General features: G+C 45.8%; 9 protein-coding genes. 3 read left to right on the top strand and 6 right to left on the bottom strand.

From position 1 onward, the window contains the following. On the top strand, positions 1–1,260 hold a 1,260-nt coding region (locus IQ263_RS25850; protein ID WP_194070957.1), incomplete at its 5' end, for a heavy metal translocating P-type ATPase. 99 nt (positions 1,261–1,359) lie between these two features. Here the strand turns inward: IQ263_RS25850 and IQ263_RS25855 are convergent. Continuing rightward, positions 1,360–1,707 carry a hypothetical protein gene (locus IQ263_RS25855; protein WP_194012637.1) on the bottom strand — a complete coding sequence of 116 codons (348 nt, stop codon included), beginning with the start codon at positions 1,705–1,707 and terminating at the stop codon, positions 1,360–1,362. Positions 1,708–1,812: 105 nt separating this feature from the next. Here IQ263_RS25855 and tmk point away from each other — a divergent pair, with 105 nt between their 5' ends. Both tmk and IQ263_RS25865 read left to right on the top strand, forming a co-directional pair. Then, complete coding sequence (tmk, locus tag IQ263_RS25860; RefSeq protein WP_194070958.1) at positions 1,813–2,481, top strand: dTMP kinase; 669 nt, start codon at positions 1,813–1,815, stop codon at positions 2,479–2,481. Positions 2,482–2,721: 240 nt separating this feature from the next. Beyond that, entirely contained in the window at positions 2,722–3,687 is a 966-nt protein-coding gene (locus IQ263_RS25865; RefSeq protein WP_194070959.1) for a DNA polymerase III subunit delta', read from the top strand. Positions 3,688–4,241: 554 nt separating this feature from the next. On the opposite strand, the gene IQ263_RS25870 is transcribed toward IQ263_RS25865, so the two are convergent. From IQ263_RS25870 to treZ, 5 genes are all read right to left on the bottom strand, one after another. Further along, positions 4,242–4,754, bottom strand: a complete 513-nt coding sequence (locus tag IQ263_RS25870; RefSeq protein WP_194070960.1) for a DUF4112 domain-containing protein — start codon at positions 4,752–4,754, stop codon at positions 4,242–4,244. 438 nt (positions 4,755–5,192) lie between these two features. Beyond that, positions 5,193–7,091: a molecular chaperone DnaK gene (gene dnaK, locus IQ263_RS25875; RefSeq protein WP_194070961.1), complete on the bottom strand. Its 1,899-nt coding sequence runs from the start codon at positions 7,089–7,091 to the stop codon at positions 5,193–5,195. 334 nt (positions 7,092–7,425) lie between these two features. Continuing rightward, positions 7,426–7,668 (bottom strand): hypothetical protein, encoded by a 243-nt coding sequence (locus IQ263_RS25880; RefSeq protein ID WP_228050370.1) that lies wholly within the window; start codon positions 7,666–7,668, stop codon positions 7,426–7,428. A 370-nt stretch (positions 7,669–8,038) separates the two neighbouring features. Further along, on the bottom strand, positions 8,039–10,831 hold the full coding sequence (gene treY / locus IQ263_RS25885; RefSeq protein ID WP_194070962.1) for a malto-oligosyltrehalose synthase: 2,793 nt from the start codon (positions 10,829–10,831) through the stop codon (positions 8,039–8,041). A 424-nt stretch (positions 10,832–11,255) separates the two neighbouring features. Next, positions 11,256–13,082 carry a malto-oligosyltrehalose trehalohydrolase gene (gene treZ, locus IQ263_RS25890; RefSeq protein ID WP_194070963.1) on the bottom strand — a complete coding sequence of 609 codons (1,827 nt, stop codon included), beginning with the start codon at positions 13,080–13,082 and terminating at the stop codon, positions 11,256–11,258. Positions 13,083–13,386: the final 304 nt, after the last annotated feature.

Here is a 13,386-nt window from a genome sequence, read left to right on the forward strand (position 1 = left end):
GGGCATGGGGCATGGGGCATGGTAAACCAATTACCAATTACCAATTACCAATTGCCTATTATCCATTATCAATCTTCTGTGTTGTTAAGTTTGAAATTGGCGATCGCAGTTTTAGTTGTCGCTTGTCCTTGCGCCTTGGGACTTGCTACCCCAACTGCAATTTTAGTCGGTTCTGGTATCGGCGCGGAGCGCGGACTTTTAATTCGCGGTGGCGATGTTTTAGAACGAGTGCATCAATTAGATACGGTGGTTTTTGACAAGACGGGCACTCTCACAACCGGCAATCTTACACTCACTGATTATTTGCCGATTTTCCAGAATTCGGATTGGGATTTGAACTCGGATATTAATGTGGGAAACAGCCAAGATGTTGCTTCCACAATTGCCACAATTGACTCAAAACTACTGCAAATTGCCGCAGCGGTGGAAAGGGGCGCTTGTCATCCCATCGCCGCAGCGATTTTGCTGGAAGCGCAACAGCAAGGTTTGCCGCTGCTGGCTGCTGAGGATTTCTACACGGAACCGGGATTAGGGGTTTCTGCTTTGGTTGAGGGGCGGCGGGTGTTCGCGGGGAATGCCGCGTGGATGAGGGAGCAGGGCGTGGCTGTGGCTGCAGAACTTTTGGAGTCTTGCCAAGGCAAAACGGCGGTTTTCGTTGCTTCTGGGGGCGTTTTGCTGGGGGTAATCGGGCTAAAAGATACTCTGAGGCCGGATGCGAAGGCGGCGGTGGAACGTTTGCGGGAGATGGGATTGCGGGTGATGATGCTGACGGGGGATACGGAGGAGGCGGCGGCGGTGGCGCAGCAGCAGCTAGGTTTGGCGGCGGCTGATGTTTTGGCCCAAGTGCGGCCGGATGGGAAGGCGAGGGCGATCGCCAGTTTGCAAGCTCAAGGCTGTAAAGTGGCTGTGGTGGGGGATGGCATCAATGATGCGCCTGCTTTGGCTCAAGCTGATGTCGGTATCGGTTTGCACTGCGGCACTGATGTGGCTGTGGAGACGGCTCAAATTGTGCTGATGCGAAATGCTTTGATGGATGTTGTTGAGTCGATCGACCTCGGTCGCGCTACTTTTAATAAGATTCGCCAAAATTTATTCTGGGCTTTTGTTTACAATACTCTGGGAATTCCAGTTGCAGCCGGTATCTTGCTACCTGCAACCGGAATTCTACTCACTCCTGCGGCGGCCGGTGCATTTATGGCCTTTAGTTCTGTTAGCGTTGTGACAAATTCTTTGTTGCTGCGCCGGGGATTTCGAGCTTAAATGTAGGGCTGGCAGATAAAAGTCATCAGTCATTGGTCATTAGCCACAAACTAATGACTGATGACTGATGACTGATGACTCATGACTAATGACTGATGGCTACAGTGCCATACTTTCCAAGAGCCGCCAATTATTGTTTTTCATAATTGAATGACTGACTAGCTCGAACATTTGACGGCAGTGGTTATTGGTTTGCAGTGGTAGTTCCTCGTTTTTAATCACGAAGTTCATGCGAACCTCTGAGTCGCTGGCCGTGTTTTTTTCGATTAGGACTTCTGCTGTGACAAGTTTCGGAATCGAAACTTGACCCGGAATTTCGCGAGCCATGAGGGAATCTCCTGTATTGTAGATAATATCAAGATTGCATGACTCTAAAATTTCAATCAGAGACTGACGGAGACGGTCGATCGGAACGGCAACGATAAAAAAACCAGTATAGCGAGCCATAGAAAACTCCAGCCGTGAGGCATTTAGACTTTCTTATCATACCGAACCTAGAAGAGATCGACAGAACAATATGGATTTATTTTATTTAGATGGAAAGTTAGACTCATGAAGGGTAAATTTATTGTGTTTGAGGGCGGCGAAGGTGCGGGTAAAACTACTCAAATGCAGCGGTTGATACATTGGCTGCAATCAAGTTGCTATTTGAAAGTCGGGTTGGTGGCTACTCGCGAACCGGGGGGGACTGAGCTCGGAAAGCAACTGCGACATTTGTTGCTCAAACAAGATTCGGGAGAATTGGTATCGGAGATGGCAGAATTACTGATGTATGCGGCCGATCGCGCTCAGCACGTCGAAACTTTTCTGAAACCAGAGTTATCCAAGGGAACGATTGTCTTGTGCGATCGCTTTACTGACTCTACGATTGCTTATCAGGGCTACGGCCGGGGTCTTAAGTTAAATTTAATTAAGCAGTTGAATGAAATTGCCACGGGCGGCTTGCAAAGCGATCTGACTTTGTGGCTGGATATTGATGTGGAGGCGGGTTTGGCGAGGGTAAGGGCTCGGGGAGAGCGCGATCGGATGGAGCAAGCTGACTTGAACTTTCACCGCCTCGTGCAGCAAGGTTTTGGGGAGTTAGCGGAGGAACATAAATCTCGCATTGTTCGCATAAATGGCGATCGGTCTGAAGATGAAGTCGCCCAGGAAATCCAAGCCATTGTAACTCGCAGGCTAGAAGATTGGGGATATTCAAATAACCCCTATTCCGAAAAGTAAGGAATGAAAATTTAATAACTTAAGCGATTGCTCGTTACTTTCGCTCTGCCTGGTAATGCAGATAGGCGAGGAAGAGCCTCCTTATTATCTCGCAACTTATATCAAATCGGTTAACATCGGAATGATTTAACCTTACTAGAACACAGAGAACACAGAGAGATTAGAGAGAAATGAATAATTCCGTAACGGAATTGATATCAGGGTGCTGTCAACTATCAACTATCAACTGTCAACTATCACATGGATTATTTCTCATCATTAATCGGACAAAATGGAGCCGTAGAATTACTAACCCAAGCAGTCGATCGCAACCGAATTGCTCCCGGTTATTTATTTGTAGGTTCTAACGGCATCGGCAAAAGTTTAGCCGTTCAGTGTTTCATCGAGCTTTTATTCTCAGTCAATCTTCCCGAAAAACAATCGATCAGCTCCCTGCAAAATCGCGTGCGGCAGCGAAACCATCCAGACTTGCTCTGGGTAGAACCAACTTACATGAACCAAGGCAAACGGCTTTCGGTAAAGGAAGCAGAAGAAGCAGGTTTAAAGCGGAAAGCACCGCCCCAAATCCGCTTAGAACAAATTCGAGAAATCAGTGAGTTTTTGAGCAGACCGCCTCTAGAAGCTGGGCGTTCAGTTGTAGTTTTGCAGCAAGCAGAAACAATGGGCGAGGGAGCGGCTAACGGCTTGTTAAAAACCTTGGAAGAACCGGGAAAAGCAGCCTTAATTTTAATTGCTCCCACTGTGGACGTTTTGCTGCCAACTTTGATTTCTCGCTGTCAAAAAATCCAGTTTTCGCGGCTCAATTCCGAAGCAATGGCACAAGTTTTGCAGCAAGCCGGATTCGCGGAGATTTTATCCCATCCCGAGGTAATGGGGATGGCTCAGGGAAGCCCTGGCGAGGCAATTGCTATTTGGCAGCAACTGCAGTCAATCCCCGATGATTTCCTGCAAAAGGTGAAACAGTTGCCTCAAAATCTGCGGTGTGCTTTGGAATTAGCCAAGGAAATTGATAAAACTTTGGATACTGAATCTCAGTTGTGGTTGATCGATTATTTACAGCATTGTTATTGGCAGCAGTTTTTGACCGGGGGAATTGGTCGATCGCCCTTAGAACCCTTGGAAAAAGCGCGACAATATTTGCTAAACTACGTACAGCCGCGATTAGTTTGGGAATGCACGCTTATGGGAATTTGTCAATCCCTTTGAAATTTGAGATTTGAGATTTTCTCCACAGATTAATCTAGGACTTAGACCTTGACAAAATGACTTTGAGAGGAAATTGATAAATATGACCGATCGGCGTTGCTAGATCGGGATACGATCTCAAATCCTCTCTTCATCGGAATAGTAAATTGACTGTTGACTGTTAACTGTTGACTGTTGACTGTTGACTGTTGACTGTTGACATCATGTATGAGTGCAACCGGAATTGATATGAAACAAATAATATCCTTTCCGTTCAATTAACCAGATTAAGGTTCGTAGTGCGGACTCGCATTCCGCACTGCGAACCTTACTACTAACCTTTTTGGGCACAGGGTTTCCAGGCTATTGTTGGGAGCCAGTTATTTAAATTGATTTAGGATTGTTATAGTAAATTGTTGGTGGCGATCGCCCATTCATCATTCTTACCCTAAAATCTCATATAGCCTTTCTCAAAAAAGTGAGGTATGCCCTATGCCCTATGCCCACGGAGGCCTATGCCCTATGCCCTATGCCCTATTCCCGACAGTATCTCATCTTTCGCTTGAAAGGCTATATTACCGTCCAGTAAATACTTGAAATAGCCACCCAAAAAGCATGACACTCAAGAAAATCATGCCTCCCATAATTAACATCAAACCTAACAGTAAAGCCGCCACAAATAACCAATCGGCTTTTTTACTGGGTTCTGGGGAACCTAAATGAGCGTCCAGCAATTCTATATTTTTGACATTAGCTTTCCAAGCAACATCAAGCAAGTCTCCAGCCACAGGTACTGTACCGGCAACTGTATCAAATACAATGTTAGCTGCCATTTTTATTAAAGTTTCTTGCGGCACTCCCATTTGAGCGGATTTGAAGACAATATAGCCTGCAAAAATCGAACCAACTAAATCGCCACCGCCCGGTATCAGTCCCAATATCGGATCGAGTCCGATGCGGTAACGGGTGCCGGGAATGGGAATTGCATTATCTAGTAAGTGGCTGATTTGGCGGAGTCGTCGCAAGGATGCAGTCTGGGATTTATTTGGGCTATTTGCGGCAGAGTTTTGTAGGGGAGGACGAGACATTTAATTTACTCCTGGTTGCGATCTGATAGCTAGTTTATGATATTTATTCAACCAGTCTGAAGTTTATTGTCGGGAACATCTGATATCTTGCAGCAATGTCAATCAAGGGTTATCTGCTGGGGTGGGGCGGGTTTATTTCAGCTATCTGCAGGTTTAATTCCCTTAGCTAACCGGCCCCTAGGGCTGATTGAAAATGGTGCAAGATGTCAGGATCGTCTCAGCCTCAGAAACCCGGTTTTTGTGGGAAAACCGGATTTGTGGGTAATTCATCACCCAAAAAACCCGGTTTTTCTTCAAAACCGGGTTTCTGGCTTTTAGCTGTCTGTTCTCAGTTTAATCGGGAAAGTCCGATCGCACTTGTTCTGCATTAGACGAATCCTCACCAGCCTGTAAATAGCAGACTCTTCCAGCCTGCTACACAGGAATTATGGGAAATGTCTATTTGTTGCCTTCAGTGAAGTCGGCATCAATCACGTCGTCACCGCCGTCAGTCGGGCCGCCAGTCGGGCCGCCAGTCGGGCCGCCAGTGGAACCGTCAGCTTGCTGGTACAGGTTGCTGCTGACAGCGTAGAACGCTTGCTGCAACTCGGTTGTCAGTGTGTTGATGGCTGTGTCGTCTTCTTTGGCGATCGCCTCCCGCAAGTCTTTAATCAACCCTTCAACTTTAGTCTTGTCAGCATCTGGGACTTTATCGCCCAATTCTGCCAACTGTTTCTCAATTTGATAGGCTAAAGAGTCGCCTTGGTTTTTGCGATCGATCTTTTCGCGACGTTCCTTATCAGCAGTCGCATTTGCTTCGGCTTCCTTCACCATCTTCTCGACTTCATTGCTGGGCAATGTAGAAGCACCGGTAATGCTAATCGATTGTTCCTTGCCAGTACCTTTATCCTTGGCAGCTACATTCAAAATACCGTTAGCGTCGATATCGAAAGTAACTTCAATTTGCGGTACGCCACGGGGAGCCGGCGGAACTCCATCTAAGCGGAAAGTTCCCAAACCTTTGTTGTCAACCGACATTTCGCGTTCGCCTTGCAAAACGTGAATTTCCACGTTTGTTTGGCCATCTACAGCAGTCGAGAAAGTTTCCGACTTCTTAGTAGGAATTGTGGTGTTGCGAGGAATAATTTTGGTCATCACGCCGCCCAAGGTTTCGACACCCAGAGACAGCGGGGTAACGTCAAGCAACAAGATGTCTTTGACTTCACCGGAGAGCACGCCGGCTTGAATTGCTGCACCTACAGAAACCACTTCGTCCGGGTTTACTGTTTGGTTGGGGTCTTTGCCGAGGATTTTTTTGACCAGTTCTTGCACCGCAGGAATCCGCGTAGAACCGCCGACCAAGACAACTTCATTAATTGCAGATTTGTCTAATTTCGCGTCGCGGATTGCGTTTTCTACGGGAATGCGAGAGCGATCGATCAAATCGGAACAGAGTTCTTCAAACTTGGCCCGCGTCAAAGTCGTGTCCAAGTGTTTTGGCCCGTCTTGAGTCGCAGTAATAAACGGCAAGTTGATTTCTGCTTGAGTAACACTCGACAGTTCAATCTTGGCTTTTTCTGCAGCTTCCGTCAGCCGTTGCAGTGCTTGCTTGTCTTTGCGGAGGTCAATTCCTTCGGCTTTTTGGAAGTCATTAGCAATGAAATCGACGATTTTTTTGTCGAAGTCGTCACCGCCGAGGTGAGTGTCTCCACTCGTTGCGAGCACTTCAAATACGCCATCGCCGACTTCGAGAATCGATACGTCGAAAGTACCGCCGCCCAAGTCAAATACCAGGATGGTTTCGTTGCTTTTTTTATCTAATCCGTAAGCTAAAGCTGCGGCTGTAGGTTCGTTAATAATCCGCAGAACTTCTATCCCGGCAATTTTGCCAGCGTCTTTAGTAGCTTGGCGCTGGGAATCGTTGAAGTAGGCGGGCACTGTAATTACCGCTTGGGTAACAGTTTCGCCGAGGTATTTGCTGGCGTCTTCTACGAGTTTCCGCAAAACTTGCGCGGAAATTTCTTCGGGAGCAAATTGTTTGCCGCGGGCGGGACAGTCGAGTTTGACGTTACCGCCGACGTTGAGCACTTGGTACGAAACTTCGGTGGTTTCGTTGGCTACTTCCTCATTTCTGCGTCCGATAAACCGTTTTACTGAGTAAAAGGTGTTTTCGGGGTTCATCACGGCTTGGCGCTTGGCGATTTGTCCGACAAGCTGGTCGCCGTTTTTAGCGTATGCTACTACCGAAGGTGTGGTACGACCCCCTTCGGCGTTGGCTATGACGGTGGGTTTGCCGCCTTCCATAACTGCGACGCAGGAGTTTGTGGTACCTAAGTCAATTCCAACTACTTTTCCCATAGGGGTGTTCCGGCTCCAATCTCTACAAAATTTTGGTTTTCTATCTTTGCGATAGTCTGGTTATTCAGGACTGCGATATTACCTCGCGGTTTACGGGTAGTGAGTCCTGCTTTAATACAGTCTTCGATAGGGTGCTGATCTCTATACTGCGGGCGGTAGACCTTGCGATGAAGGGGTATTTACCGAACCTGTTGAGGGACGGTTGCATCCGTGAGGCTTGCACCGCTACAGTTGCTGACTGCTTTTGTTTACTCTTCCTAATGTACGGCGTGCGATCGCTAGTGGCATTGTGGCAAACCGTATATGTTGTGTTGTATTTGCCGTCTTATGTATTTTACAACTCCCCAGCTATCACGCACGGGCATTCTTCCTTAAAAGAAAAACACCTGGCAAAAACAGTGCCTTTACTTGGTCTGACTTTTTCTCCAGAAGCGGTAGCGAGATGCCCTCCTGCCAAAAGTTGTAAACCTTCATCTCTGATATTGCTCGCCGCCGCATTAATATCCCTGTCATGTATCATTTTGCCACTACAAAAAACCAGTTCGTCTTCGCTTACTGATATCGTTTCCGATAGCATCGAAATTATATATTTTAATCATTGATAGTGCGAGCTTCCCCGAAGAGCGATCGACTTCGCGAGCAGAGAAACTCGCACTATATAATTCCCATGCTACCGCATTTGATATGCTACCACGTCCAGTCGATTGCCCTAACAAAAACGGTTCGTAGTACGGACTTTAGTCCGTACTACGAAACAATTTGATCGTTATCAATCGATCGCACACGATATGACTACTGACTAACCTTCGACTTGCTTCGGCTTCGCCAGCGGACAAGTCGCGATCGGGCAAAATGACTACTGACCACTGACTACTGACCACTGACTACTGACCACTGACTACTGACCACTGACTACTGACCACTGACTACTGACCACTGACTACTAACTACTGACTAATCAGCAAAGCGGCGGGAAAATAACCAAGAGCATCACCAATTGCCAGCGTACCGTTACTTTCTACTGGCTGGTTGGTAATCGCATCCTTCCAAACCGACGGCATTTGCTCGGACAATACCAGATTAGTATCTTTCCAGACTTGTTTGCCGATCGGCATTTCTGCCGGTTTGACAACTCCCGTCAAAAACCGAGGAGCAACGACAATAACTGTAGTATCTCCAAAGCTTCGCGCAAAGGCGATCGCATTATCCTTAAACGTGCCAACTACTTCCAATGATTGATAGTCGCCTGACTTAAACACTTCCAAGTATTCTTTTCTCGCTTCTAGCAATCTTGCCGTCAAAAACAGCTTGATTCTAGCATCTTCCCGCGTCGCCATCAAATCTTCTACCAATTGCAAAATATCTGTCTTAGCTTGCTGTTTAATTTCCTGCAAAACTTGAATTCTGCGGTCAAAATCAACCGGACGGCGGTTGTCCGGATCGACGTGGCTTAAATCCCAGAATTCCGTTCCTTGATAAATGTCGGGAACCCCAGGGGCGGTGATTTTTAGCAGCGTTTGAGATAAAGAATTGAAAATTCCGTAATCAGCTACTTTTTTCCAGAAAGGCAGAAAATTCTTCAAAAATTGATTGTTTTCTGAATTTCCGAGAACGCTCTCGATAAATGTCATAAAACCAGTTTCGTAGTCGTTGTCGGCTCTCAGCCAAGCCGTATAAACTTTAGCTTCGCGGACGGCTTTGATTGCATAATCTTTGAGGCGATCGACATAATCGGTGTTGGCAATTCCTTCAAAGGGAAAACTGCCGAGAATAGTTTGGTACAAGAAGTATTCGTCGTTAGTATCGGGAACCATTCGATTCACAAAGTTGATTTTTTTAGAAGAATTTAGCTCTCTCCACGACCTGACTTGCTGTTCCCATTCTTCGGGAATTTCTGACAAAACATTAATTCTGGCTCGCACATCTTCGCCCCGTTTGGTATCGTGGGTAGCTGTAGCATTCATTTTGTGCGGCCAAGCTATTTGCTGCTGTTTGTTGAATTCGTGAAAATCTGCCAGCGAAACACCGAATTGACTGGGGTTTCCTCCTACTTCGTTGAGCGATAAAAGCCGGTAGTAGACGTATAAAAGCGTGTCTTCAACTCCTTTCGCCATCAAAGGGCCTGTCAATTGCTGGAGTTTCATGACAAAGTGGCGTCGCTCCTCTTTTTGTTCGACTGTGAGAGTTTCTTCTTCTTCCAGCAACAGCAGCGTTTCGATAAATTTAAGTTCTTTGAGGAGTCGCGGTACCAGTTCTTTCGCATGGGCGATCGCATATTTTACGTAAGTGCGATCGGACTCTCGCAAACCCTCTTGATTTATGTAAGTTCGGTACACCGGAAAAACTGTTAAAACTGCTGACAGTGCTTTTTCCAAACCGGAACGAGTAAAGTCATTTCCCTGTCTGGAGTGACCGGAAATATTTTTCAAAAGTTGAGCCAGATTGTCAACATCTCCTGCCAGATTTTTCTCAACTATGAGTCCTTTTTTCTCTAAAAACAACTGTTCGTAGGGAACGGTCAGTCGAGTAAATCTGTGATAGATTTCGCTAAATTGCTCTTCGCGATCGCACCGACAAAAAACGCCGTTTACATAATTCAAGAAATCGTAGCCGCTCGTCCCCTCGATCGGCCAATATGGCGGCAAATCTTCTTCGTGTTCCAGAATTTTTTCGACAGTAGTGTAAGTATCTCCGACTCTTTCCCGCAGCCGTTTCAAATATTCGGTTGGATCGTAGAGTCCGTCGATGTGGTCGATTCTTAATCCGGTAAACTTTCCCTCTTCAACCATGTCGAATATCAGAGCATGGTTTTTGTGGAAAACTTTAATTTCTTCAACTTTTACCGACATCAGTTCGTTGACTGTAAAAAACCTGCGGTAGTTAATTTCTTCAGCTCCCACTTTCCAGAAAGATAGGCGGTAAAACTGATCGGAAAGCAAATCGTCCAGCAAATTAAAGCTTTCAGCATTACCCTTTTCTCCATTAAAAACATTGATGTTTTCATCGATAAATTCATGCACGACGGGATTTTGATTGTAGAGTTCCCACAGCAATCCTTTGACAAAAGCTATCTGATCGTATCGGGCCTTACCTTTAACTTCTGAAGATGTATTTTTGATTAGGTAAATAATTCCTAAAAGTTTAATGAAATCTGGATGTCGCCTGCCTAATTCCCTGCCTAAATGTCCCAGATTATGAGTAATAAACTTACCGTAAGAGTCAATTTTGACGGGCAGTTTCAAATCGTAGTAATTGATAGTAAGCCCTTTTTCCCTGTATTGAAGTTGAATCTCGCCATTTTCCAGACACTCTCCATAAAAATTGCCCAGCAGCGGAGCCAAAACTCGACCCCTGAGATTTTCGTAAGCGTGATTCCATTCAATATCAAAGTAATCGAAATAGTCGGAATCTGGCCCGTTTTCTAATACGTCTGACAGCAACAAGTTTTGAGTGTCGTAGGCCATGTGGTTCGGGACAATATCTTGCAGCCATCCCATTTTTCGCTGCTTGATTTCGTAGGTAAGCGATTCAAAATCTTCTGAGTTTCCCAATTCGGGATTGAGCAGATTTGAGTCAACGACATCGTAGCCGTGAGTGCTGCCTTTTCTGGCTTTAAATATCGGTGATGCGTAAAGGTCGGTAATGCCTAATTCTTCCAAATAACTCACAATTTGTTTGGCGGCTTCAAATTTAAAACCTCCATGAAATTGAATCCGATAAGTTGCTGTGGGAATTCTCATTATGTTAATTTGAGTCCTATTTAATTAGTTTGTCGGGTTTTTTGTTTAAAATTAGAAATAGTAGGTTGGGTTGAGCGGTAGCGCATTCGGCTCGACAATCGCCTAACAACTGTTTGTCATTACCCATATCTGGTGAAATCCTCAATCCGCTGCGGGCCCGCCAGGGAATTAATTCCTTGACTAATGCGTGTAAGTCGGTTAAAACTAACCCAGTTTCTGGTTTTTTTTTAGTTTGTTTTAACCGAAGGCTGGCTAGTGGGTAAACGAAAAATCAAAAATGTGGATAATGACAAGTAGGGGCGGTGGATGGTGCGTGCCTGCCTTAATTACGGGGCGATCGCGAAAACTAAGACATCAAATAGTAAACTGATACTAAGTTTGATTTGGTTTTTGACACCAATGAGCGATCGCCCAAACCAACCTACTATTTCACTAATTCGTAGAGTGCGAAACTCTGCGGTTTAACAATCAATTCTTGCTCAGATTCGATCTTGTCAGGCAAGCTAGAACCCGAACCCATCCATTTTACATCAGTAGAGTCTAAAATTTTGTCACCTTTGCCTGCGGGAAGTGCAGCAGTAAAAGCGACCTCTTGCTTGTTGAAGTTTAAAATGCAGTAGATATCGCTGTCATCTGTCCAGCGACGTAGAAACAATATTTTATCGGCTTCAATGCTGGACACTTCTAGATTGTTTTTGTCGAGTTTTTTAAGTGCCGGTATTGTCCGCCGCAGTTGAATCAAGTGTTGGTGCCATTCCCAGAGGATTTTGTGCTTTCCTTCTGTTTGTTTTTCCCAGTTTAATTTGCACTTTTGGAAGCTTTCAGGACTCTGGGGGTCTTGAAACTCGCCTCGACCTTCAAAAATCTTAAATTCTTGTTGTTTGTCTTTGCGAATAGCTTCAATTAAGTCAGGGTCTGAGTGAGAAACAAAGTACAAAAACGGCGCTGTTTCTGCGTATTCTTCTCCCATAAATAAGAAGGGAATGTAGGGAGAAATAAAAACCGTACCTGCTGCGAGTTTCAGTGCTTCAAAGTTAACTGTTTGGGAGAGTCTGTCTCCCAAAATACGGTTGCCGATTTGGTCGTGGGTTTGGGCAAATACTACAAATTTTTCCCCCGGTTCATCTTTGACAGAATTGCCGTGTTTGCGCTTTCTGTGGGGAGCGTACTGGCCTGAGTAAACAAAGCTTTCTTTGAAGGATTTTTCTAAATGTTCGCACTTACCGAAGTCTTGGTAATATCGGTCATTTTCTCCCGTGAGCAAGGCGTGGAGTGCGTGGTGGAAATCGTCGCACCACTGGGCATCTAATCCCATGCCACCTAGTTCTTTGGGGCGTGTAGTGCGGACATCGTTTAAGTCACTTTCTGCGCTTAAATAAATTTTCCTTCCTACCTCTTCGGAAAAATCCGCTGTGGCATCGGATAGTTGTTGCAAAAACGGTCTGGCACCCACTTCAAATATTGCTTGAATTGCGTCTAGCCTCAAAGCGTCAATGTGATAGTCTCGAAACCAGTAGAGGGCGTTTTCAACAAAGTAGTTGCGGACTCCATCACTGTAAGCGTCGTCGAAGTTGAGGGCTTCTCCCCAAATTGGTCGGTATTTTGATGTGAAGTAGGGGCCAAATTCATGGAGGTAGTTTCCTTCGGGGCCTAGGTGGTTGTAAACGACATCGAGAATTACTGATATGCCGTGTTCGTGGCAGGCGTTGATGAGTTTTTTGAATTCTTCTGGCCCGCCGTAGGAGTTTTGGACGGCGTAGGGATATACGCCGTCGTATCCCCAGTTTCTGTCGCCGGGGAATTGGGCGACTGGCATGATTTCGATGGCGTTGATTCCGAGTTCTTGAAGTTGTTTGAGTTGGGGAATTATTGCTGCGAAGGTTCCGGCTTGGGTGAATGTGCCTACGTGCAGTTCGTAGATAATCATTTCGGCTATTGGCACGCCTTGCCAATTTTTGTCTGTCCAAGTAAAGGAGTTTTCATCTATGACTTGGGATGGGGCGTGGACTCCTTGGGGTTGATATTTTGAGGCTGGGTCTGGTAGGTCGGTTTTTTCTTCGAGTTTGTAAGTGTAAAGGGTTCCTGGTTGGATGTCTGTAGCTGTGGTTTGCCAGTAACCTTCTGCGGATTGCTGCATGGGGATTTGGCGTTTGTTTGGGGAAATGATTTGGAGGGATATTTGTTTGATTGTGGGGGCCCAAACTGTAAATTCACATTGGTTGTTGCCGAGGTAATTGGCTCCTATCTTCACTTTTAGTTGTTCTCCTTATAAAATAGGTTGGTGGTGCGATATCCCTAGGGGCGATCTCAAATGCTTTGTCGTGACTGTTGGATGTATATTTAGAGGGTAATATGGCTTAAAATAAGAAACAACTAACCTTAGACAGAGCGATTAAAGGCTAGAGTCGCGACTGGGAAAAAGTAAAAGTAGCGGTTGGTTATGTTTAAATTAAAGCATGAATCTGCTAAGCTGTTGTGCATCCCAATTGTCTGTGGTGATTGATGGGGAGAGGGGGAGATTGGGAGAGGGAGAGAGGGGGAGATTGGGAGAGGGG

The sequence above is a fragment of the Tychonema sp. LEGE 06208 genome (assembly GCF_015207505.1).
Classification (GTDB): Bacteria; Cyanobacteriota; Cyanobacteriia; order Cyanobacteriales; family Microcoleaceae; genus Microcoleus.